Raw genomic sequence first — 23772 nt, 5'->3', positions numbered from 1 at the left:
ATAGGCAAACTTCCTACGAGTAATGCCTATGAGCCTAATCACCCCGCCGCTCGCCCCTCCCCCCGCTTATGAGCCGCTCCCGAATAACCACACCTCCCCTCCCGAATCCGCCGGGCGAACCAAAAGAGGCATCGCCGACAGCGACAAGCGCTGGCCGGCCGGCGTGGTCACCGTTGCGCTCGACCTGAGCAGCGAAAAAAGCAAAGCGCTGGTGGTGGACGCTATCCGCGAATGGGCCCACCACACGCCGGCCCTGCGCTTCAATATCGTCGAAGGCAAGACGGGCGATATTCGTATTTCTGACGATGAAGGGCTCAAGGGCAATTGGTCTGCCATTGGCATAGAGGCCAAGCGCATCGATGAAGATCAACCCACGATGCACCTCAACCGGACCGACGACTCGAAGAAGTTGCGCAGTACGGCCCTGCACGAATTCGGCCACGCCCTCGGGTTACTGCACGAGCACCAACACCCGCAGAACAGCCTGGATTGGGACAGCCCCCAAGTGTATGACTACTACACCAGCGACTCTTTCAACGAAGCCATGGTACGCGAGCATATCCTTGAGCCAGACAACCGGCCCGGCCTGCAGATCACCCCATACGATCCACAGTCCGTGATGCATTATGAAATTCCGGCAGCATTGAGGCGCAACGGCCAGGCCATTCCTAAAAACACAACCCTTTCTGCGGGCGACAAGCAAACGATCAGAATGCTGTACCCCACGGTCAACCCGACGTAGCGGGCCCAGGGGTAAACATCGGCTCACGTATTCACTCAACACCGCCGGGAACTTTCCTGCAATTGGCACGAATCAACCAGTGTCTCGTCTCGACCTGCCGCAGGAAACGCTCAATGATAAACCCCGCCCCCGAAGCCTCGTATCAGCCTGGCACGCACTGGTCGCCTGGCGAAAGCACCGATAGCGCTACTCCAACGCATAGCCTTTCGAGACGTCGACGCAATGTCGGCGAGCCGGGCAAATACTGGCCCCAGAACACTACGCTCACGATCGCCATGTATGAGTATGGGGTGGACGACGAATACGTGCAGGCCGTGAAAAAAGCCGCCAGCCGTTGGCTGCCCCATATCAACCTGAAGTTTGATTTTGTCTCGGGCGCGAGAGGCGATATCCGTATTGCGCAGAATCCGCCGGGCGATAACGGCGGCGCTTCATCCATAGGCACCGATGCGCGCAACATTCCGTTCGGGCTGCCGACCATGAGCCTGCCCATGGATCACAACGCGCCCCGCTTCGAAGACACCGTCCTGCATGAATTCGGGCATATGCTCGGTGCCCATCACGCCCACCAGCACCCCGATGCCAACATTCCGTGGAACCGTGAAACCATCCACCAGACCTACCGCAACACCCCCAACCCGCAGGAGGTGGCGGACAACGTCCTGCCGCTGACTCGCAGCAGCGCTTATGACTTGCTGCCTTATGACCCTGACTCGGTCATGCACTACGCTGTCAGCCCGGACCAGACCGATGGAAAGCGGGCGCACAGCGAGAACAGGTCACTGAGTGACGGAGACATTGCCTGGGCCAAAAAAGCCTACCCTCAAGCGGCGCCCATGCCCGCCGTGATCCGTCATCCACGCTTTCGTGATGCCGACTCAGACTGCACCGTTTAAGGCACCGCACACTCAGCGCCGGCGGCACGGCGGCCCCCAATTGCCTACTTCGGCGACCCCAGGTTCGCCTCACTCATGTCCAGATCGTCCAACACCTCCCTCAACACGTCATCCCCAATCCGGTGATGACGGCTCAGGCTATACAACTCCAAGCGCTGCGCCCGCAGCGCCTTGAGCCGTAGCTTTCGCTCCAGTTGGTCCATCTGCGACGCCAGCGCCTGGGCTTCGGCGGAGTCGTTGAAGACGTCCAACTGATGCCGGTATTCCGACATCAGTCGCGCCTTCAGCTCGGTAGCCAGTGCGGCCTGGGCGGCGTCCGCGGGAGGGCTCTCGCTGGGTTCTTCGACCTCAAGCGCATGGATCGCCGCCACGGCAGTCTTTTTCCACGCCTCGCGCACTTCATTGTGGTGTTTTTCATCGGGGCTTTTTTCAATGCCGCGCAGCAGCAGCGGCAACGCAATACAGGCAGCGACGAGCGACAGCAGGATCACCCCGGCCGCGATAAAGATCAGCAGATCGCGTTCCGGGAACGCCTTGCCCGGCGCCAGCAGCAAGGGCACCGACATCACACCGGCCAACGTCACCGCCCCGCGCACACCGCCCACGGTCAACAGCCAGCAGGAACGCGCCGTCGGCACCAGGGTAAGCTCGCTTTTCCCACGCAAGCGCCGGAGCACGCCCGACAGACGCCAGATGCTTTGCACCCAGATGAAGCGTAATACCAACAACACCAGGAAGATCGCGACCACGTCTAGGCAGCGATACAGCAGGGTCGGCCACAGCGTGGTTTCATGACTCACCACCGCCTTGATGATGTCCGGCAGTTGCAGCCCCAACAGCAGGAAGATCAAGCCATTGAAGGCAAACTCCAGCAGCGACCACACACTGCGATTGAGCAAGCGCGTGCTGGTCTGGCGGGGCAGCAGGTCCAGCCAGCTTTGCATCATGCCCGCCGCCACGGCCGAAAGAATCCCCGATGCGCCCAAGCGTTCGGCCAGAACATAGGCGGCGAACGGCAGCAGCAACATGAACACAACGTGGGTGGCCGGGTCGTCCCAGCCTCGCGCAATCATCCAGACACGCAAGCGTCCCACCAGCCAGCTCAACGCGATCCCGACCGCCAGACCGCCGATGGCCACCAGTACAAAGGTCAGGCTGGCATCCGCCAGGGAAAACACCCCGGTCAAGGCTGCCACCAGGGCGAACTTGAAGGTCACCAGACCCGAGGCATCGTTCATCAAGGCTTCGCCCTGGAGCATATGCATCAACGGCGTGGGTAAACGGTTCTGGGAAATGGCCGACACCGCCACGGCGTCCGTCGGCGACAACACCGCCGCCAGGGCAAAGGCCACCGGCAATGGAATCGAAGGCAACAACCAATGAATGAAGTAGCCAGCGCCGACCACGGTGAACAGCACCAGCCCCACTGCCAACGTCAGAATCGGCCCGCGCAGGCGCCACAGTTCGCGCTTGGGCATGCGCCAGCCATCGGAGAACAACAGCGGCGGCAGAAACAGAAACAGAAACAACTCCGGGTCCAGCGCGACATGCAGCCCCAACGTGGGCCAGGCCAGCAAGGCCCCGGCGACAATCTGCACCAGCGGTAACGGCAGTGGGATGACTCGCCAGACCAGACGCGAAACGCTGACCAGCATCAGCAAGATAAGAACGGTGTAGGCGGTTTGCATAACGCGGTTTTCCCGGACAATCGACTTGCAACGACACACATCAGGCAACAACTCACCATTGAAGTGCCATATTAGCTGCCTATGCTGTGCGATGGCTTTCGCACAATAGTCGCACGGGGCAATCCACGCTAGAGACGAGCGGCACCCAAACCCGCTGGTCGTGGCATAATCCCAGACCTTTCATCTTCATTGGTCCAAAGGGGGGCAATTCCTTGACCGTATCAAGTAAAACCTTGCACCTTTTCGGCATCAAAGCCTGCGACACCATGAAAAAAGCCCGCACCTGGCTCGACGAGCACGGCGTGAGCTACGAGTTCCATGACTACAAAACCGTCGGTATCGACCGCGAACACTTGACCCAATGGTGCAACGAGCACGGTTGGCAGGTGGTTTTGAACCGTGCGGGCACCACCTTTCGCAAACTCGAAGACGAACGCAAAGCCGATCTCGATCAGTCGAAAGCCATTGAATTGATGCTCGCACAACCCTCGATGATCAAGCGCCCGGTGCTTGATCTCGGAGACAGAACCCTGATTGGCTTCAAGCCAGATACTTATTCGGCAGCCCTCAAGTAGGCCGGCCATCCCATTTTTGTAGAGGTAACAGCATGTCCAATTCCCTGTTCAGCCTGGGCTTCGGCGTCGGCACTCAGAACCGCCAAGGTGCTTGGCTGGAAGTGTTTTACGCACAACCCGTGCTCAACCCGTCGGCGGAAGTCGTCGCCGCCATCGCGCCGATCCTCGGTTACAGCGAAGGCAACCAGGCGATCACCTTCTCCGTCGCCCAAGCCCTGCAACTGGCTGACGCGCTCAAAGGCGTCGACGCGACCCAGGCAGCCCTGCTGACCCGCCTGGCTGAAAGCCATACCCCGCTGGTCGCCACCCTGCTGGCCGAAGACGCCGCACTGACTTCCACGCCTGAGGCCTACCTCAAGCTGCACCTGCTGTCCCACCGCCTGGTCAAGCCCCACGGTCTGAGCCTGGCCGGTGTATTCGCGCAACTGCCGAACGTGGCCTGGACCAGCCAGGGCGCGATCGACATCAATGAGCTGGCCGAACGCCAACTCGAAGCGCGCCTGCGTGGCGAGCTGCTGGAAGTGTTCTCGGTGGACAAGTTCCCGAAAATGACCGATTACGTCGTACCCAGCGGCGTGCGTATCGCTGACGCCGCGCGTATCCGCCTGGGCGCCTACGTGGGCGAAGGCACCACCGTGATGCACGAAGGTTTCGTCAACTTCAACGCCGGCACCGAAGGCCCGGGCATGATCGAAGGCCGTGTCTCGGCCGGCGTATTTGTCGGCAAGGGTTCGGACCTGGGCGGCGGTTGCTCCACCATGGGCACCTTGTCGGGTGGCGGCAACATCGTGATCAAAGTCGGCGAAGGCTGCCTGATCGGCGCCAACGCCGGTATCGGTATCCCGCTGGGCGACCGCAACACCGTGGAATCGGGCCTGTATGTCACCGCCGGGACCAAGGTTGCCCTGCTCGACGAGCGCAACCAGCTGGTTAAAGTGGTCAAGGCGCGCGAGCTGGCCGGCCAGCCGGACCTGCTGTTCCGCCGTAACTCCGAGACCGGTGCCGTGGAGTGCAAAACCCACAAGTCGGCCATCGAACTGAACGAAGCGCTGCACGCTCACAACTAAGCAGCGACTCGATGCCACTCGCGGGCCCCGATCCTGGGGCCCGTTTATACGAGTCTTGAACACCATGCTTGTGCCCTCCCCCTGGCGCGTCGACTTTCCGGCCATCGCCGCCCTGCAACGGCAAGACCAGACCTATCTGGACAGCGCCGCCACCGCGCAAAAACCTCAAGCCCTGTTGGACGCGATCAGCCATTACTACGCCAATGGCGCCGCCAACGTTCACCGTGCCCAGCATTTGCCGGGCGCCCACGCGACCCAGGCTTTCGAGGACAGTCGCAACAAGGTCGCGCAGTGGTTGAATGCAGGAGACAGCGGGCACATCGTCTTCACTCATGGCGCGACGTCGGCGCTGAACCTCTTGGCCTACGGCCTCGAGCACTTATTCAATGCGGGCGATGAACTAGTCATCAGCGCCCTAGAACACCACGCCAACCTGCTGCCCTGGCAGCAACTGGCCAAACGTCGCGCGCTGGAACTGGTGATCCTGCCGGTTGGTGACGACGGTATGATCGACCTTCAGGCCGCCGCCACGCTGATCGGCCCGCGCACGCGCCTGCTGGCGGTGAGCCAACTGTCCAACGTGCTGGGCACCTGGCAGCCACTGGAACCCTTGCTGGCCATGGCCAAGGCCGAGGGCGCGCTGACCGTGGTCGATGGCGCCCAGGGCATCGTCCACGGCCGCCACGACGTACAAGCGCTGGGCTGCGACTTCTACGTATTTTCCAGCCACAAACTCTACGGCCCGGACGGCGTCGGCGTGCTGTACGGCCGCACCCAAGCCCTGCAACAGCTGCGCCACTGGCAATTCGGCGGCGAAATGGTGCAACAGGCCGATTACCACAGCGCCAGCTTCCGCCCCGCGCCGCTGGGGTTCGAGGCCGGCACCCCACCGATTGCCAGCGTGATCGGCCTGGGCGCCAGCCTGGATTACCTCAATTCACTGGATCAACCGGCGCTCATCGCCCACGAAGCCGCCCTGCACGAGTACCTGTTGCGCGGGCTGAAAGCGCGCAATGGCGTGCGCGTACTGGGCGCGCCGCAGGTGGCGTTGGTCAGTTTTGTGGTGGAAGGCGTGCATAACGCCGATCTTGCGCACTTGCTGACCGAACAGGGCATTGCCGTGCGCGCCGGCCATCATTGCGCAATGCCGCTGCTCAAGGCGATGCACTTGTCGGGAGCGATTCGCGTGTCCCTGGCGCTGTACAACAATTCCGATGATCTGGAGCGATTCTTCGAAGCGCTGGACCAGGCCCTGGATATGCTGCGATGAGCCTGCCGGCCGAGGCTGTCGGCGCGCTTGAGTCGTTTCAGGCAGTGGGCAGTTGGGAGCAACGCGCGCGCCTGCTGATGCAATGGGGCGAACGGCTGCCGCCGCTGGCGGACGAAGACAAGGTCGAGGCCAATCTGGTGCAGGGCTGCGAGAGCCTGGTATGGCTGGTCGGGCGCTTATCCGACGGCCACTGGCAGTTCGCCGCCAGCAGCGAAGCGCGCATGATCCGCGGGCTGGTGGCGTTGCTGCTGGCGCGAGTCAACGGGCTGTCGGCCGCCGAGTTGCAGGCGGTCGACTTGCCGGACTGGTTCAATCAACTGGGGCTGTCCCGCCAGTTGTCGCCGTCGCGCAGCAATGGCCTGAACGCCGTGCTGCAGCGCATGCGCGAACTAAGCCGTACATAAAACCCAATGTGGGAGGGGGTTTGCCCCCGATAGCGGTGGTTCAGTCAATGTATTCAGTGACTGGCACTCTGCTATCGGGAGCAAGCCCCCTCCCACATTTGAATGGTGCAAGGCCTTGAGGTTTAAGAAGGTTTGACCCGATCGGAAGGCCGGCGCACCCCGGCCACGATCTTGTCCACCGCCTTGGTCGCCGCCACCATGCCGAAGGTTGCAGTGACCATCATCACCGCGCCAAACCCGCCGGCGCAGTCCAGCTTTACCCCGTCGCCAACAAAACTCTTCTGCAAGCAGATGCTGCCGTCCGGCTTCGGATAGCGCAGTTGCTCGGTGGAAAACACACACGGCACGCTGTAATGGCGGGTCACCGTGCGCGAGAAGCCATAGTCACGGCGCAGGGTGGAGCGCACTTTCGAGGCGAGCGGGTCGTTGAAGGTGCGGTTCAGGTCGCAGACCTGGATCAACGTCGGGTCGATCTGCCCGCCAGCGCCGCCGGTGGTGATGATCTGGATCTTGCGGCGCTTGCACCAGGCGATCAGTGCCGCCTTGGCGTTGACGGCGTCGATGCAGTCGATCACGCAGTCGATGTTGGGGGTGATGTACTCGGCCATGGTCTCGCGGGTCACGAAATCCGCCACGGCATGCACCGTGCAGTCCGGGTTGATACCGCGCAGGCGCTCAGCCATCACCTCGACCTTGGGCTTGCCCACGGTGCTGTCGAGGGCATGCAACTGACGGTTGCTGTTGCTGACGCAGACATCATCCAAATCAAACAACGAGATCTCGCCCACCCCACAACGGGCGATGGCTTCCGCCGCCCATGAGCCTACGCCGCCGACGCCGACGATCGCCACATGGGCCGCTTTCAAGCGCTCCAGGCCTTCAATGCCATACAAGCGGGCGACGCCTGCAAACCGCGGATCTTCTGTACTCATGACCATTACCCCAAAAACCGGCGCGCATTATAGGGCTTTGCCAGGACAAGTTCGAAACTTCGCGATACACGTAAAGAACTTAGCTGGAGATTCGCGGACTAACGTCCGGCTTTTCTCAGTCTGCTGTACGCTCAGGGAAGGGCCGGTGTAGGATGCGCGCCGTTCGGCGTAGGCCGACACCTCTTTTCGTTCCACACCTTTTGGAACCCGAAATAGCCATGTCATCGCGTAAATTTGGACTCAACCTGGTGGTGGTGCTGGCAATTGCCGCGCTGTTCACCGGCTTCTGGGCGCTGATCAACCGCCCGGTCACTGCCCCCAACTGGCCTGAACAAATCTCCGGTTTTTCCTACTCGCCGTTTCAACAAGGCCAGTACCCACAGAAAGACCAGTACCCGACCGACGACCAGATGCGCCGCGATCTGGAGATCATGAGCAAGTTGACGGACAACATCCGGACCTACTCGGTCGACGGCACTCTGGGAGACATCCCCAAGCTGGCGGAAGAGTTCGGCCTGCGCGTCACCCTGGGGATCTGGATCAGCCCGGACCTGGAACGCAACGAACGCGAGATCCAGCGCGCCATCGAGATCGCCAACAGCTCGCGCAGCGTCGTGCGCGTGGTGGTCGGCAACGAAGCGTTGTTCCGTAAAGAGATCACCCCCGAAGCACTGATCGTGTTGCTGGATCGCGTGCGCGCGGCCGTCAAGGTGCCGGTGACCACCTCCGAGCAATGGCACATCTGGGAGCACAACCCACAACTGGCCAAGCATGTCGACTTGATCGCAGCGCACATCCTGCCGTACTGGGAACATATTCCGGTGGACCAGGCGGGCCAATTCGTACTCGACCGCGCACGGGATCTGAAGAAGACCTTCCCGAAAAAGCCGCTGCTGCTGTCGGAAGTCGGCTGGCCGAGCAACGGCCGCATGCGTGGCGGTGCTGATGCGTCTCCCGCCGACCAGGCAATTTACCTACGCACGCTGGTGAACAAGCTGAACCGCCAGGGCTTCAACTACTTCGTGATCGAGGCCTTCGACCAACCGTGGAAAGCCAGCGACGAAGGCTCGGTCGGCGCCTACTGGGGCGTGTACAACGCCGCGCGTCAGCAGAAATTCAACTTCGAAGGACCGGTGGTCGCGATCCCGCAATGGCGCGTGCTGGCCATCGGTTCGGTGGTGCTTGCACTGCTGTCGTTGACCCTGCTGATGATCGACGGCTCGGCCCTGCGCCAACGCGGCCGGACCTTCCTGACCTTTATCGCGTTCCTGTGCGGTTCGGTGCTGGTGTGGATCGGCTACGACTACAGCCAGCAATACAGCACCTGGTTCAGCCTGACGGTCGGCTTCCTCCTGGCGCTCGGCGCCCTGGGCGTGTTTATCGTGCTGCTGGCCGAAGCCCATGAACTGGCGGAAGCGGTCTGGACCCACAAGCGTCGGCGTGAATTCCTGCCGGTCGTGGGGGACTCGGACTACCGCCCGAAAGTGTCGATCCATGTGCCGTGCTACAACGAGCCGCCAGAGATGGTCAAACAGACCCTCGATGCCCTGGCCGCCCTCGACTACCCGGACTACGAAGTCCTGATCATCGACAACAACACCAAGGACCCGGCGGTGTGGGAACCGGTGCGCGACTACTGCGCAACCCTGGGCCCGCGCTTCAAGTTCTTCCACGTCGCGCCCCTGGCCGGTTTCAAGGGCGGCGCGTTGAACTACCTGATCCCGCACACCGCCAAGGATGCCGAAGTGATCGCGGTGATCGACTCGGACTACTGCGTGTCGCCGAACTGGCTCAAGCACATGGTGCCGCACTTCGCCGACCCGAAAATCGCCGTGGTGCAGTCGCCGCAGGATTATCGCGACCAGAACGAAAGCACCTTCAAGAAGCTCTGCTACGCCGAATACAAAGGCTTCTTCCATATCGGCATGGTCACCCGCAACGACCGCGACGCGATCATCCAGCACGGCACCATGACCATGACCCGTCGCTCGGTGCTCGAAGAGCTGGGCTGGGCCGACTGGTGCATCTGCGAAGACGCCGAACTCGGCCTGCGCGTGTTCGAGAAAGGCCTGTCGGCCGCGTATTACCACGAAAGCTACGGCAAGGGCCTGATGCCCGACACCTTCATCGACTTCAAGAAACAGCGTTTCCGCTGGGCCTATGGCGCGATCCAGATCATCAAGCGTCACACCGCCAGCCTGCTGCGCGGCAAGGACACCGAGCTGACCCGTGGCCAGCGCTACCACTTCCTCGCGGGCTGGTTGCCGTGGGTCGCGGATGGCATGAACATCTTCTTCACCGTCGGCGCGCTGTTGTGGTCGGCGGCGATGATCATCGTGCCGACCCGGGTCGACCCGCCGTTGCTGATTTTCGCGATCCCGCCGTTGGCGTTGTTCGTGTTCAAGGTGGGCAAGATCATCTTCCTGTACCGTCGTGCCGTGGGGGTTAACCTCAAGGATGCGTTCTGTGCGGCGCTGGCCGGCCTGGCGTTGTCCCACACCATCGCCAAAGCGGTGCTGTATGGCTTCTTCACCACCAGCATTCCGTTCTTTCGTACACCGAAAAACGCGGATAACCACGGCTTCTGGGTAGCGATTTCCGAAGCCCGCGAAGAGATGTTCATCATGCTGCTGTTGTGGGGCGCGGCGCTGGGGATCTACCTGGTGCAGGGCCTGCCGAGCGCCGACATGCGCTTCTGGGTGGTGATGCTGCTGGTGCAGTCGCTGCCGTATGTGGCGGCGTTGATCATGGCGTTCCTGTCGTCGCTGCCGAAACCGGCGCCGAAGGCAGAGCCGGCCACCGCGCTGTAAAAACGTGTGCAATGCACTAAACGGCGGCCTCTGGCCGCCGTTTTGCTATAAGATAACGGCCGTTTTGTAAGCCTTGCACATATCACTGTAGGAGCGAGCTTGCTCGCGAAAATCGTCAACGATCACGCGAACATCTTGAATGAACGCGGTGCTCTTGCGTTTTTCGCGAGCACGCTCGCTCCTACAGTCAATTAGAACGTCGCCGCCTCGATTTCCGGAGTTTCCCATGACGGCTCATGCCGACCTTTCGCCGACCCTTCAACTTGCCATCGACCTGATCCGCCGTCCCTCGGTGACGCCGATCGACGCCGATTGCCAGAAGCTGATGATGCAGCGCCTGGGCGACGCCGGTTTCCAGCTTGAGCCGATGCGTATCGAAAACGTAGATAACTTCTGGGCCACCCACGGCAAGCACGACGGCCCGGTGCTGTGCTTTGCCGGCCACACCGACGTGGTCCCGACCGGGCCGGTACAGGCCTGGCAGAACGATCCGTTCGACGCGCTGATCGACGACCACGGCATGCTCTGCGGCCGCGGCGCGGCGGACATGAAAGGCAGCCTGGCGGCGATGCTGGTGGCGTCGGAGCGCTTCGTGCAGGACTACCCGGACCACAAGGGCTCGGTGGCTTTTCTGATCACCAGCGATGAAGAAGGCCCGGCGCACCACGGCACCAAGGCCGTGATCGAACGCCTGGCCGCGCGCAAGGAGCGTCTGGACTGGTGCATCGTCGGCGAACCGTCCAGCACCAGCCTGGTCGGCGATGTGGTCAAGAACGGCCGTCGCGGCTCCCTCGGCGCCACCCTGACCGTGCGCGGCGTGCAAGGTCACGTGGCCTACCCGCACCTGGCGAAGAACCCGATCCACCTGGCTGCCCCGGCACTGGCGGAACTGGCCGCCGAGCATTGGGACGACGGCAACACCTTCTTCCCGCCGACCAGCTTCCAGATCTCCAACCTCAACGCCGGCACCGGCGCGACCAACGTGATCCCCGGTGACCTGACAGCGGTGTTCAACTTCCGCTTCTCTACCGAATCCACCGTGGAAGGCCTGCAACAGCGCGTTGCCGCGATCCTCGACAAACACGCCCTGGACTGGCACGTAGACTGGGCGCTGTCCGGCCTGCCGTTCCTCACCGAACCGGGGGCCTTGCTCGATGCGGTGTCCGCCAGCATCAAGGCGGTCACCGGTCGTGAGACCCAGGCGTCCACCAGCGGCGGTACGTCCGACGGGCGCTTCATCGCAACCCTTGGCACCCAGGTGGTCGAGTTGGGCCCGGTCAACGCGACGATCCATCAGGTCAACGAGCGCATTCTGGCCAGCGACCTCGACGTGCTGACCGAGATCTACTACCAGACCCTGATCAAGTTGCTCGCCTGATGCTGGCCTGTCCCATTTGCAGCGCACCGCTCCACGCGGTGGACAATGGCGTGGCGTGCCCGGTCGGACACCGTTTCGACCGCGCGCGCCAGGGTTACCTGAACCTGTTGCCGGTGCAGCACAAAAACAGCCGCGACCCGGGCGACAACCTCGCCATGGTCGAGGCGCGCCGCGACTTCCTCAACGCTGGCCACTACGCCCCGGTGGCCAAGCGCCTGGCGCAACTGGCCGCGCAACAAGCACCGCAGCGCTGGGTGGACATCGGTTGTGGCGAGGGTTACTACACCGCACAAATCGCCGACGCCCTGCCCCACGCCGATGGCTATGCCCTGGATATCTCCAAGGAAGCGGTCAAGCGTGCGTGCAAGCGCAACCCGGCACTGACCTGGTTGATCGCCAGCATGGCCCGCGTGCCGTTGGCCGATGCCAGCTGCCAGTTTCTCGCCAGCGTGTTCAGCCCGTTGGACTGGCAAGAGGCCAAACGCCTGCTCAGCCCCGGCGGCGGCTTGATGAAAGTCGGCCCGACCCGCGGTCACCTGATGGAGCTGCGCGAGCGCCTGTACGACGAAGTGCGCGAGTACACCGACGACAAACACCTGGCCCTGGTGCCGGACGGCATGAGCCTTGCGCACAGCGAAACCCTCGAGTTCACGCTGAGCCTGGCGGACCCGAAAGACCGTGCCAACCTGCTGGCCATGACCCCTCACGGCTGGCGCGCCAGCGCCGAGCGCCGCACCGAGGTAATCGAGCATGCCGAGCCGCTGCGGGTCAGCGTATCGATGCGCTACGATTATTTCGTGCTTCAATAACCGACTTTTCGGGCACTCCGCCCACCCTGAATCCGCGAATGGATTTTCGAATCCCGCAACGAGGAACATCCATGCGCCAACCTGATATCGAGATTTACCTGAAGGACGCCGACGTCGACCACAAGGCCATCGCCGCCTGGCTGGGCGCCGCCCTTGGCCCTTGCACCGCCTGGGTCCAGCGCGGCCAGACCTACAAGTGCACGGCCGGCGACGTGCCTGTCACCTGGTTGCCCAAGGCGGTAGGCAAATGGAACAGCCTGTACCTGGAAAGCGATCAGACCCCGTGGGAAGACGACATCGCCTGCGCCCGCGCCGCCTTTGCCGCGCTGAACGTCGAAGTGCGTTGCGCACCGGGCAGCTGGGTTGAGGAAGAAGGCGAGGAAAGCGCCGACACCTGGATTCGCATCAGCAAGGATGGTGAAGAACAGATCACCTGGAAAACCACCTGATCCGCAATTGCGAACCCAATCAAATGTGGGAGGGGGCTTGCCCCCGATCGCGGTGGGCCAGTCAATACATTTAGTGACTGATCCAACGCGATCGGGAGCAAGCCCCCTCCCACATGGGTTCTACGGTGTAACAAAAACCCGCATTACAAACCCACCACATCCTCAGCCTGCAAGCCCTTCTCGCCGCTCACCACGGCGTATTCCACCTGCTGGCCTTCGGCCAGGGAACGGTGCCCTTCACCGCGGATGGCGCGGTAGTGTACGAACACATCCTTGCCGTCTTCACGCTGAATAAAGCCATATCCCTTGGCATCGTTGAACCACTTCACATTACCGGTTTCGCGCGTTGTCATCTGTTCACTCCCACATGATTGTTATTGTCGAGTCGGTCGCGTTGAACTGCCGAGTATAAGACAGGCTCAAAAACGATCAACCCAACTTTACATCGCTGCTTTTTTGCCGATTTTCGGTGAATACGGCACACTACCCACCCGAGCACCTGCTCGGTTTTTTCCACTTGAAGCAGCTCGCCTATGACCCGCTCCCCGTTCCGCCGTCTGGTGTTTGGCACCTTGCGCCGACTGTTGTACCTCTGGGTTCGCTCAGAGACGATCAACCAGTCGTCCCTTACCCTTAACCTCGACCGCAGCCGGCCGGTGTTCTACGTCCTGCAATCACCCTCCCTCACCGAATTGGCCGTGGTCGATACCGAGTGCACCAAGGCCGGCCTGCCGCGCCCGGTGCTGCCGGTAGCGGTCGGGCCGTTGCTGGAACCCGCGGCGTTCTTCTACCTCACGCCAGAGCCGGACTGGCTCGGCCGCCAGGACAAACGCGGCGCGCCGCCGACCCTGACCCGCCTGGTCAATACCCTCAGCGCACACGCACAAGAGAATGCACAAATCATTCCGGTCAGCGTGTTCTGGGGGCAGTCGCCCGACAGCGAGTCCAGCCCATGGAAACTGCTGTTCGCCGACAGCTGGGCCGTCACCGGGCGCCTGCGCCGGCTGCTGAGCATCCTGATCCTGGGGCGCAAGACCCGCGTCCAATTCTCCGCGCCTATCAACCTGCGTGAATTGATCGAGCACAATAAAGGCCACGAACGCACCGTTCGCATGGCCCAACGCATCCTGCGCGTACACTTTCGCAACCTGAAAACCGCAGTGATCGGCCCCGACCTGTCCCACCGCCGCAACCTGGTGAAGGGCTTGGTGAATATGCCGCTGGTGCGCCAGGCCATCCTCGATGAAGCCGAACGCGAGAAGATCAGCCCGGAAAAAGCCAAGGCCCTGGCCCTGCGCTACGGCAACGAAATCGCCTCGGACTACACCTACACCGCGATCCGCTTCCTGGAAGTGGTGCTGAGCTGGTTCTGGAACAAGATCTACGACGGCATCAAGGTCAATAACATCGAGGGTGTGCAACAGGTTGCCCAGGGTTACGAGGTGATCTACGTCCCCTGCCACCGCAGCCATATCGACTACCTGCTGCTGTCCTACCTGCTGTTCAAGAACGGCCTGACCCCACCGCACATCGCCGCCGGCATCAACCTGAACATGCCGGTGATCGGCAGCCTGCTGCGCCGCGGCGGTGCGTTTTTCATGCGCCGCACCTTCAAGGGCAACCCGCTGTACACCTCGGTGTTCAACGAATACCTGCACACCCTGTTCACCAAGGGTTTCCCGGTGGAGTACTTCGTCGAAGGCGGACGCTCGCGCACCGGGCGCATGCTGCAACCGAAAACCGGCATGCTGGCGATCACGTTGCGCAGCTTCCTGCGCTCCTCGCGCATGCCGATCGTGTTCGTGCCGGTGTATATCGGTTACGAGCGTGTGCTCGAAGGCCGCACCTACCTCGGTGAGCTGCGCGGCGCGAGCAAGAAAAAAGAGTCGATCTTCGATATTTTCAAGGTGGTCGGTGCGCTCAAGCAGCGCTTTGGCCAGGTCGCGGTCAACTTCGGCGAACCGATCAAACTGGCGCAATTCCTCGACGCCGAACAACCAGGCTGGCGCGCCCAGGAACTGGGCCCGCACTACAAACCGGCGTGGCTCAACCAAACCACCAACCGCCTCGGCGAGCGGGTGGCGCGCCATTTGAACGAAGCGGCGGCGATCAACCCGGTGAACCTGGTGGCCCTGGCGCTGCTGTCGACCACGCGCCTGGCCCTGGACGAACAGGCCATGGCCCGCCAGTTGGACCTGTACCTGGCGCTGCTGCGCCGGGTGCCCTACTCGCCGCATACCACCCTGCCCGAAGGGGATGGCATGGCGTTGATCAAGCACGTCAAGGACATGAACCTGCTGTCGGAACAGAGCGATGCCCTCGGCAAGATTCTGTACCTGGACGAGCAGAACGCCGTCCTGATGACCTACTACCGCAACAACGTGCTGCATATCTTTGCCTTGCCGGCGCTGCTGGCGAGCTTCTTCCAGAGCAGCTCGCGGATGAGCCACGAGCAGATTCTGCGCTACACCCGTGCGCTGTACCCATACCTGCAGTCAGAGCTGTTTATCCGCTGGTCGCTGGAGGAATTGGACACGGTGATCGACCAGTGGCTGGAGGCGTTTGTCGAACAAGGCCTGCTGCGTTTCGAGAACAACGTGTACCTGCGCCCGGCGCCGAGTTCGCGGCACTTTGTGCTGCTGACACTGCTGTCCAAGAGCATCGCCCAGACCCTGCAACGCTTCTACATGGCGATTTCGCTGCTGCTCAACAGCGGCCAGAACAGCATCAGCGCCGAAGAGCTGGAAGACCTGTGTACGATCATGGCCCAGCGCCTATCGATCCTGCATGGCCTCAATGCCCCGGAGTTCTTCGACAAGAGCCTTTTCCGACATTTTATTCAGACGTTGCTGGAGCAAGATGTGCTGCGCCGCGACGAAGCCGGTAAGTTGAGCTATCACAACCTGCTCGGCGAACTGGCTGAAGGCGCGGCGAAACGGGTGCTGCCGGCTGAGATTCGCCTGTCGATCCGCCAGGTTGCCCTGCACCGCGTCGACGGCGCGGCCGAAGCGCCGGTCGAAGCCGAAGCCCGCAAACCGGAAGAAAGCCGCTAGATTGAATAAGGCGTCGCTGGGTTACGGCGCCGTTGAAAAGGAGCTGCACCATGAAAAAGATCATCCTCCTGGGCCTGACCGCCCTGCTCGGCGCCTGCCATTCCATGAATCCCGCGCCCAAGGCCAGCCTCGATGGCGAAGTGTTCTACCTGCAACGCATCGCGCTGCCGCCGACAGCCATCTTGAGCGTCAGCCTGCAGGACGTATCGCTGATGGACGCGCCGGCCGTGACCCTGGCCGAACAGAAAGGCCCGGTCAAAGGCCAGGTGCCATTGCCGTTCCACTTGAGCTATGACCCGGCCCAGGTCAAGCCGGGCCACAGTTACTCGGTCAGCGCTCGCATCGAAGTGGAGGGCAAGCTACTGTTCATCACCACCGAGCGGCACCCTGTGCAACTCAATGGCCAAGACGTTCAACCGCTGCGCCTGCGGGTTGATGCGGTCGCACACTGATTATTTCCAGATCATAAGGAAGCGCCCATGCTCCGTAATTCCCTTCGTCTCACCGCCCTGTGCGCCGGCCTGCTGCTCGGTGCCAACGCCATGGCCCTGGATCTTGGCAGCCTGTCCCAGGGCGACGCCGCCGGCGGCCTCAAAGATGCATTGACCCAAGGCGCACAGATCGCCGTGAAACAACTGGGTGTACCGGGTGGTTTCAGCAACAACCCCGACGTCAAGATCGGCCTGCCGGGAAAACTGGGCAAAGTTGCCGACAAGCTGAAGATGTTCGGCATGGGTGACCAGGTCGAGCAGCTGGAAACCAGCATGAACAAAGCCGCCGAAACCGCCGTGACCCAGGCCCAGCCAATCCTGGTCAACGCGGTGAAAAACATGAGCGTGAGCGATGCCAAGGGCATTCTCACCGGCGGCCAGGATTCGGCCACCCAGTACCTGAACAAAAGCAGCCGCGAAGCCATCCGCGCCAAGTTCCTGCCGATCGTCAAGGCCGCCACCGACAAAGTCGGCGTGGCGCAGCAGTACAACGCCCTGGCCGGCAAGGCCGCGGCGTTTGGCGCGGTCGATGCCAAAAGTGCCAACGTCGAAAACTATGTGACCGAACAAGCGCTGGATGGTTTGTTCAAGATGATTGCGCAGCAGGAAGAGACCATTCGCAAAAACCCGGCGGCAGCGGCGACCAGTCTGGCAAAGAAGGTGTTTGGCGCGCTGTAACGCCACGCGACCTGAGCTGAAAAAAAGGCCCTGACATCGTCAGGGCCTTTTTTTCGCCGAACCGTCTATCAGGCCCCCGAACCAGGCGCCGCACGCTCACACCCGGCAGCGTCGATGAGTAGGCTCAATAGTGGATGTGCGACGCTCGTCGGGCGCCACCGTGAGACATGTGTGAGTGATGAGAGCTGGACGACGACGCATTGAAGTTATGGCTATCGTTGTTGATATTAATATTGATATCGCGATTGGCGTTTGGCTGATTCTGTCCAAACATATTTCCCAGCCCAAGCATCGAGCCCGCGACTTGCATCGGTAACGCCAGCAAAGGTAGTAAAAGCATACACACTCCTTCCTATTCAGATTAGCGCCAACTCACTGCCCCGCATCTCATACGCGGGAACCGCTCGGTCGACTAATCCTGTGTGGAAGCAAGGGCAAAAATGGTTCCGTCCTGCGTGTGAAATACTGCCTCGCGTCAGTTGAAAATAGAATCGGCCAGGCGCCTCAGTAGCAGCGTGGCAAATGCGTTGATCGGCGCAATAAACGAAACAGTCAGCAGGCCATTGGGATTCATCACCGTCAGCCAGAAGAAGTACCACCCGCAGAAGCAGTCCGCGCCAGGGTCAACAGCAGTGCAGACACGGCCCCAAACATGAAAACTATCCTCGGGCGGAACTATTCAATGGTCTTCCCAGCGACAGCGCTATTGCGTCAGCGTGATTGACCAGGCGACCGTCGCGACCATCAAAATCGCGAAGCTTACGTTAAGTCGTCGGCTCCAAGTGGGGTGGATGAATAACTTGCGCATTCGGCTGCCAGCAAAGAGCCACAGAACGTCGAATACCACACACACCAGCAGACAGATCAAGGCTTTCGCACCTTGCTCCCAGGCAGGTGCGGCGCCCAGGGTGAAACTGCCCAGCAACGCGGCGAATGCGGCATAGGCCTTGATATTCGCCACACCCAGCACAAACCCGGCGCCCCAGCCCGGCGTGATCACCGACTGCTCATCCCTGATGGGCGGCGCGGTAGCAATCTGGTAGGCCAGCCACACAATATAAACAATGGAGATGACCGTCAGTGCCGTCGCCAGCATCGGAAAACTGTGCAGAACCACATAGAGGCCGGAAGCAACCAATGCCATCGCGATCACCAGGCCCAACGTGATCCCCACGAAAAACCGAGTTGAACGCCTCATGCCATAAGCAGCCCCACTCGCCGCCAGCGCCAGGGTCGCCGGGCCTGGACTGGCAAGCAGCGCGATGGCGGCGACGGCGAAGGTAAATACCGCCTGGTAAACGGACAGTGCAATGTCGGGCATACGCTTCCCCCTTGAAGAACATTCGTGACGGCTTAGCGAGGCAGCCCGTGTTCATGGCAGTAGTAGACGGTTCTGTGGTTTTTCATAAAGTCGATCACGCCATTGGATCCTCTTATGTCGGGCAAACTCATGACGCAGCGAAAATACTTTTTCGGCAGAGAAGTTATTATTGTGAAGTTATTGCAAGCGAGCTTGCATCAAGTATGTAGTTCATCTCGCGCCCTCGACAATGCAGATAAAGTTGCAATAGAAACATCACAACACAGCGTTAAGTGAGCGGCGTAGTATTGCAGGGACCGCTGATCAAACAATAGGTGGGCACCTTGAAAAGGTCTATTCTTTTTTCATCCGTGTATGGTATGTAAGATTTTCACGCGTTTTCATCAAAATTCGTAAGGTCCATCTAATGAAAAAGCTTACAAAGGGCGACCAGACACTTGACCCTATTGATCGCGCGCTGATTGTCGCCCTCCACCAGAACGCCCGCGCGTCTATTCGCGCCCTCGGCCGACAGGTGGGGTTATCGGCCCCCGGCTGCAGTGAACGCCTCAAGCGTCTGGAAGGGTCGGGGGTCATCAGCGGGTTCAGCGTCGAGTTGGACGCCCAGGCCCTGGGCTTTGCATTGCAAGCGCTGGTCAGGGTTAAACCCCTGACTGGAAAATTCCAACAGGTTGAACAGTTGCTCGCGCAAATGGCTGAATGTGTGGTGTGCTACAAAATCACCGGGGACGACAGTTTTGTCTGCCATCTTTATATCGACTCAGTTGCCCACCTGGACCTGACCCTTCAAAAGATCGCCCCCCTGGCCGACACTAATACATCGATTATAAAAACCGTCGAGAAGAAACTGCCGGCCCTCTGATTAGTCTTGTGGGAGATATCCTGGCGCTATTAGCCGCTGTCGCGGCTTCAGGCATTCCCCACTCACCTTACACTTTCTTCAGCGTGCATCAGGCGTAGGCACTTATATACATACGCCTGTTCTCCTTACTCTTGGTCACCCGTTTTCCTGACACGAAACCATGCAGCATAAAGCGCGGGCAGGAACAGCAACGTCAACGCCGTCGCCACAATCAACCCGCCCATGATCGCCACTGCCATCGGCCCGAAGAACACACTGCGTGACAGCGGGATCATCGCGAGTACCGCCGCGAGGGCTGTGAGAACAATCGGCCGGAAGCGTCGGACAGTGGCTTCGATAATCGCCTGCCACGGCGCCAGCCCTGCCTTGATGTCCTGTTCGATCTGGTCCACCAGAATCACCGAGTTGCGCATGATCATTCCTGACAGGGCGATGGTGCCGAGCATGGCCACGAAGCCGAAGGGTTGGCGGAACACCAGCAGGAACAGCGTGACCCCGATCAGCCCCAGGGGCGCCGTGAGAAATACCATTACCGTGCGTGAGAAGCTGCGCAGTTGCAGCATCAGCAGCGTCAGCACCACCACGATAAACAGCGGCACACCGGCCTTGACCGAATTCTGCCCGCGGGCCGAGTCCTCGACGGTACCGCCGACGTCCAGCAGGTAGCCGTCCGGCAGTTCGGCACGCACGCCGTCGAGGGTCGGCAGGATCTGCTGAACCAGGGTCGCCGGTTGTTCCTTGCCGTAGATGTCGGCGCGCACGGTCACGGTGGGCAGGCGGTTACGGTGCCAGATGATGCCTTCCTCAAAGCCGTATTCGAGGGTGGCGATCTGCGACAGCGCGACGCTTTTGCCGTTGTCGGTCGGCACGGCCAGGCTCGGCAGCAGCGACAGTTCAGTGCGCTCATGGACAGTGCCGCGCAGGAGAATTTCGATCAACTCGTTGTCTTCCCGGTACTGGCTGACGCTGGCGCCGGTCAGAGAACTCTGCAGGAATTTCGACAGGTTGGCGGTACTCACACCGAGGGCGCGCGCACGGTCCTGGTCGATATTGAGGTAGACGATCTTGCTCGGTTCCTCCCAGTCCAGATGCACGTTAGCTACGTGGGTATTTTCGCGCACCTTGGCCGCCACTTTGCGCGCCAGGGCACGGACTTCGTCGATATGCTCGCCGGTCACGCGAAACTGCACCGGGTAACCCACGGGCGGGCCGTTTTCCAGGCGTGTGACACGTGAACGCAGGTCGGGGAACTGCTCGTTGAGGGTTTCGATCAACCAGATGCGCAGGCTTTCGCGCTCTTCGATGGACTTGGCCAACACCACGAACTGCGCAAAGCTGGCGGCCGGCAGTTGCTGGTCGAGGGGCAGATAGAAGCGCGGCGAACCGGTGCCGACATAGGCCACGTAGTTGTCGATGCCAGCGTGTTCCTTGAGCAGGGCTTCCAGGCGCTTGACCTGGCCAGCGGTGTTGCTCAGGGACGCGCCCTCGGCGAGTTTCAGGTCGACCATCAACTCCAGGCGGCCGGAAGCCGGGAAGAACTGTTGCGGCACAAAACGAAACAGTGCGACCGAGCCGACAAACAGCAGCAGCGTCAGCACGATCACGGTCTTGCGCCGACTGACACACCACTCCAGCAAACGTCTGACACGCTGGTAGAACGGTGTGCCGTAGGGATCGGGACCGTCAGCGCCGTGTTTAGCCGCATGAATTTTCGCCAAGTCCGGCAGGAGTTTTTCGCCCAGGTACGGCACGAACACCACGGCCGCGACCCACGAGGCGAGCAACGCGATGGTCACTACCTGGAAGATCGAACGGGTGTATTCACCGGTACTCGACTGCGCGGTGGCAATCGGCAGGAAGCCGGCCGCCGTGATCAGCGTACCGGTCAGCATCGGGAACGCGGTACTGGTCCAGGCAAAACTGGCCGCTTTAAGGCGGTCGTACCCCTGCTCCATTTTGATCGCCATCATTTCCACGGCGATGATCGCGTCATCCACCAGCAAGCCCAGGGCCAGCACCAGCGCGCCGAGGGAGATCTTATGCAAGCCGATGCCGAGGTAGTACATGCAGGCAAAGGTCATCGCCAGCACCAGCGGAATCGCCAGCGCCACGACCATGCCAGTGCGTATACCGAGGGAGAAAAAACTCACCAGCAAGACAATGCCCAGCGCCTCGGCCAACACCCGGACGAATTCTCCGACACCGGTTTTCACCGCCGCCGGTTGGTCCGACACCTTGCGCAGTTGCATGCCCGCCGGAAGGTTCTTCTGCAGGCGTGCGAACTCGCCTTCGAGGGCTTTGCCCAACACCAGAATGTCGCCGCCCTCGTGCATGGCGACGGCCAGACCGATCGCGTCTTCGCCCATAAAGCGCATGCGCGGCGCCGGTGGATCATTGAAGCCACGGTGGATGTCGGCCACATCGCCAATACGGAAGGTTCGGTCGCCTACGCGAATCGGGAAGCTGCGAATCTCTTCCACACTCTTGAAGTTACCCGACACCCGCAGTTGCACGCGCTCAGTCGGGGTTTCAAAGAAGCCGGCAGTGGAGACCGCGTTCTGCTCCTGCAGCGCTTGTTGAACAGCGGCCAGCGGTAAGCCGAGCGTGGCGAGTTTAAGGTTGGACAGCTCGATCCAGATCTTCTCATCCTGCAGGCCGAGCAGTTCGACCTTGCCCACATCCGGCACGCGCTGCAGTTGAATCTGGATGCGGTCGGCGTAGTCCTTGAGCACGGCATAGTCAAAGCCGTCGCCGGTCAAGGCGTAGATATTGCCGAAGGTGGTGCCGAATTCATCGTTGAAAAACGGTCCCTGGATATCCGGCGGCAAGGTCTGGCGAATATCGCTGATCTTCTTGCGCACCTGGTACCACAACTCGGGAATCTGCGCCGAGCGCATGGCGTCGCGGGCGATGAAGGTGACCTGGGATTCGCCGGGGCGCGAGAAAGACACAATGCGCTCGTACTCACCGGTCTCCATGAGCTTTTTCTCGATGCGTTCGGTGACCTGGCGCGACACGTCCTGGGCCGTGGCACCGGGCCAATTGGTCTTGATCACCATGGCCTTGAAGGTGAACGGCGGGTCTTCGCTTTGCCCAAGCTTGGTGTAGGACAAAGTGCCGACCACCGCCAGCAGGATCATCAGGAACAGTACGATCTGGCGATTACGCAACGCCCATTCGGAAAGATTGAAACCCATCGGGGACTACTCCTTGACCGCCAGATTCACCACCCGGTTGGAGCGATCCACCGGGCGCACTTGCTGCCCCTCATGGAGCACATGAACGCCGGCGGCAATCACCCAGTCGGTAGGGCTCAAGCCTTCGAGCACGGGTACGGTTTTTTCGCCGAAGGCGCCGATACGCACCGGGGTACGCACAAGGGTGTCATCCGGCTGCACGCGCCAGACGTAGGACACGCCGTTCTCCGCGCTCAAGGCTGACAGCGGCACCGACAGAGGAATAACACCGTCTGCCTGTATGAAAACGCGGGCGCTCTGGCCCAGCTCGGCCGGAACCTTGCCGCCGGTGAAGGCGATGCGCGCAGCGAAGGTGCGCGATTTCGGATCGGCTGCGGGCGACAGTTCGCGAATACGTCCGGCAAATCGCTGGCCCGGCTGGCTCCATAACTCGACCGACACCGGCTGGCCGATCTTGAACCGGCCGAAGCCCTGCTCGGGCAGGCTGATCAGCACTTCACGCTCGCCATCGGTGGCCAGGGTGAACACGGTCTGGCCGGCGGACACCACCTGGCCGACTTCCACCGCGCGCTTGGCAACCACGCCGTCCTGCGGAGCGCGGAGTACGGCATAACCGGCCTGGTTACTGGACACATCGAACTCGGCCTTGATCTGCTTGAGGCGCGCCTCACCTGATCGGTACAGATTTTCAGCATTGTCGTACTGGGAACGGCTGACCAACTGACGATCCATCAGGGTCTTGTAGCGGTCACGCTCGGCACGCACCAGCCGCAGGTTGGCCTCGGCGGCGGCCACCTGGGCGCGGGTGGCTTCCAGTTGCAGGCGCACATCCTGAGGGTCGAGTTCCGCCAGCGGTTGATTGGCCTTGACCCGCTCGCCCTCCTCCACCAGCCGTTTGCTGACCTTGCCGCCGATGCGAAAGGCCAGGTCCGGCTCGTACCGGGCACGCACCTCGCCTGGATAACTGTCCATCATCTGCGCTGCAGGCTGTGGTTGCACCACCATGGCCGGGCGGAGGGTAGTCTGGGGCGATTCTTCATGGCCGCAGGCGGCGAGTAGAAAGACCAGGCTGGCAGGCAACGCAAGGGGCAGGAGAATGCTGCGCATGCTGAAGGACCTTTCGCAAATGATGCTAGGAATAATTATACTG

The 23772-nt window shown here is 61.2% G+C and carries 20 protein-coding genes; 14 read left to right on the top strand and 6 right to left on the bottom strand.

Annotated features, from left to right (window positions below; all coding sequences use genetic code 11):
* Positions 1–28: 28 nt before the first annotated feature.
* Together MOQ67_RS07695 and MOQ67_RS07690 are read left to right on the top strand one after the other, a co-directional pair.
* Positions 29–742 (top strand): M12 family metallopeptidase, encoded by a 714-nt coding sequence (locus MOQ67_RS07695; RefSeq protein WP_448675903.1) that lies wholly within the window; start codon positions 29–31, stop codon positions 740–742.
* 113 nt (positions 743–855) lie between these two features.
* Complete coding sequence (locus tag MOQ67_RS07690) at positions 856–1638, top strand: M12 family metallopeptidase (protein ID WP_198717215.1); 783 nt, start codon at positions 856–858, stop codon at positions 1636–1638.
* 44 nt (positions 1639–1682) lie between these two features.
* On the opposite strand, the gene MOQ67_RS07685 is transcribed toward MOQ67_RS07690, so the two are convergent.
* Complete coding sequence (locus tag MOQ67_RS07685; protein ID WP_104903811.1) at positions 1683–3326, bottom strand: Na+/H+ antiporter; 1644 nt, start codon at positions 3324–3326, stop codon at positions 1683–1685.
* 212 nt (positions 3327–3538) lie between these two features.
* Between MOQ67_RS07685 and MOQ67_RS07680 the strand changes: the two genes are divergently transcribed.
* The 4 genes from MOQ67_RS07680 to MOQ67_RS07665 all read left to right on the top strand — a co-directional run bounded on the left by MOQ67_RS07680 (position 3539) and on the right by MOQ67_RS07665 (position 6642).
* Positions 3539–3901 carry an ArsC family reductase gene (locus MOQ67_RS07680; RefSeq protein WP_026139766.1) on the top strand — a complete coding sequence of 121 codons (363 nt, stop codon included), beginning with the start codon at positions 3539–3541 and terminating at the stop codon, positions 3899–3901.
* 32 nt (positions 3902–3933) lie between these two features.
* On the top strand, positions 3934–4968 hold the full coding sequence (dapD, locus tag MOQ67_RS07675; RefSeq protein ID WP_017844733.1) for a 2,3,4,5-tetrahydropyridine-2,6-dicarboxylate N-succinyltransferase: 1035 nt from the start codon (positions 3934–3936) through the stop codon (positions 4966–4968).
* 64 nt (positions 4969–5032) lie between these two features.
* Positions 5033–6238, top strand: coding sequence for an aminotransferase class V-fold PLP-dependent enzyme (locus MOQ67_RS07670; RefSeq protein ID WP_079442985.1), 1206 nt, complete (start codon positions 5033–5035; stop codon positions 6236–6238).
* Positions 6235–6642 carry a SufE family protein gene (locus MOQ67_RS07665; RefSeq protein ID WP_017844731.1) on the top strand — a complete coding sequence of 136 codons (408 nt, stop codon included), beginning with the start codon at positions 6235–6237 and terminating at the stop codon, positions 6640–6642. Before MOQ67_RS07670 ends, MOQ67_RS07665 begins: the two co-directional genes overlap by 4 nt.
* A 122-nt stretch (positions 6643–6764) precedes the next feature.
* Here the strand turns inward: MOQ67_RS07665 and tcdA are convergent, their stop codons facing one another.
* The gene (tcdA, locus tag MOQ67_RS07660; protein WP_026139765.1) at positions 6765–7574 is read right to left on the bottom strand and encodes a tRNA cyclic N6-threonylcarbamoyladenosine(37) synthase TcdA; all 810 of its coding nucleotides are present in this window, start codon (positions 7572–7574) and stop codon (positions 6765–6767) included.
* A 218-nt stretch (positions 7575–7792) separates the two neighbouring features.
* Between tcdA and MOQ67_RS07655 the strand changes: the two genes are divergently transcribed.
* The 4 genes from MOQ67_RS07655 to MOQ67_RS07640 all read left to right on the top strand — a co-directional run bounded on the left by MOQ67_RS07655 (position 7793) and on the right by MOQ67_RS07640 (position 13020).
* Positions 7793–10384 (top strand): glycosyltransferase, encoded by a 2592-nt coding sequence (locus MOQ67_RS07655; RefSeq protein ID WP_017844729.1) that lies wholly within the window; start codon positions 7793–7795, stop codon positions 10382–10384.
* 226 nt (positions 10385–10610) lie between these two features.
* Positions 10611–11762: a succinyl-diaminopimelate desuccinylase gene (gene dapE, locus MOQ67_RS07650; protein ID WP_017844727.1), complete on the top strand. Its 1152-nt coding sequence runs from the start codon at positions 10611–10613 to the stop codon at positions 11760–11762.
* Positions 11762–12571, top strand: coding sequence for a putative RNA methyltransferase (locus MOQ67_RS07645; RefSeq protein ID WP_017844726.1), 810 nt, complete (start codon positions 11762–11764; stop codon positions 12569–12571). Before dapE ends, MOQ67_RS07645 begins: the two co-directional genes overlap by 1 nt.
* A 71-nt stretch (positions 12572–12642) precedes the next feature.
* Positions 12643–13020 carry a hypothetical protein gene (locus tag MOQ67_RS07640; RefSeq protein ID WP_079442982.1) on the top strand — a complete coding sequence of 126 codons (378 nt, stop codon included), beginning with the start codon at positions 12643–12645 and terminating at the stop codon, positions 13018–13020.
* A 143-nt stretch (positions 13021–13163) separates the two neighbouring features.
* Here the strand turns inward: MOQ67_RS07640 and MOQ67_RS07635 are convergent, their stop codons facing one another.
* The gene (locus MOQ67_RS07635; RefSeq protein WP_017844724.1) at positions 13164–13373 is read right to left on the bottom strand and encodes a cold-shock protein; all 210 of its coding nucleotides are present in this window, start codon (positions 13371–13373) and stop codon (positions 13164–13166) included.
* Between the two features lie 180 nt (positions 13374–13553).
* Here MOQ67_RS07635 and plsB point away from each other — a divergent pair, with 180 nt between their 5' ends.
* Genes plsB through MOQ67_RS07620 form a run of 3 tightly spaced genes read left to right on the top strand, consistent with a single transcriptional unit; the run spans position 13554 to position 17242 of the window.
* Positions 13554–16073, top strand: coding sequence for a glycerol-3-phosphate 1-O-acyltransferase PlsB (gene plsB, locus MOQ67_RS07630; RefSeq protein WP_046490161.1), 2520 nt, complete (start codon positions 13554–13556; stop codon positions 16071–16073).
* 50 nt (positions 16074–16123) lie between these two features.
* The gene (locus MOQ67_RS07625) at positions 16124–16525 is read left to right on the top strand and encodes a YbaY family lipoprotein (RefSeq protein WP_046384477.1); all 402 of its coding nucleotides are present in this window, start codon (positions 16124–16126) and stop codon (positions 16523–16525) included.
* A gap of 27 nt (positions 16526–16552) precedes the next feature.
* Entirely contained in the window at positions 16553–17242 is a 690-nt protein-coding gene (locus tag MOQ67_RS07620) for a DUF4197 domain-containing protein (RefSeq protein ID WP_017844721.1), read from the top strand.
* Positions 17243–17945: 703 nt separating this feature from the next.
* On the opposite strand, the gene MOQ67_RS07615 is transcribed toward MOQ67_RS07620, so the two are convergent.
* Entirely contained in the window at positions 17946–18563 is a 618-nt protein-coding gene (locus tag MOQ67_RS07615; RefSeq protein ID WP_082118899.1) for a LysE family translocator, read from the bottom strand.
* Between the two features lie 406 nt (positions 18564–18969).
* Here MOQ67_RS07615 and MOQ67_RS07610 point away from each other — a divergent pair, with 406 nt between their 5' ends.
* Positions 18970–19425, top strand: coding sequence for an Lrp/AsnC family transcriptional regulator (locus tag MOQ67_RS07610; RefSeq protein ID WP_046490157.1), 456 nt, complete (start codon positions 18970–18972; stop codon positions 19423–19425).
* Between the two features lie 125 nt (positions 19426–19550).
* Here MOQ67_RS07610 and MOQ67_RS07605 read toward each other — a convergent pair whose 3' ends face one another.
* Together MOQ67_RS07605 and MOQ67_RS07600 are read right to left on the bottom strand one after the other, a co-directional pair.
* A complete protein-coding gene (locus MOQ67_RS07605) occupies positions 19551–22622 on the bottom strand; it encodes an efflux RND transporter permease subunit (RefSeq protein ID WP_198717216.1) in 3072 nt (1023 codons plus the stop codon).
* A gap of 6 nt (positions 22623–22628) precedes the next feature.
* Positions 22629–23729 (bottom strand): efflux RND transporter periplasmic adaptor subunit, encoded by a 1101-nt coding sequence (locus tag MOQ67_RS07600; RefSeq protein WP_017844716.1) that lies wholly within the window; start codon positions 23727–23729, stop codon positions 22629–22631.
* Positions 23730–23772 lie beyond the last annotated feature (43 nt).

The organism is Pseudomonas sp. LY-1 (assembly GCF_053502595.1).
Note: the sequence above shows the minus strand (reverse complement) of the source record. Positions and strands in the feature narration are given on the sequence as shown.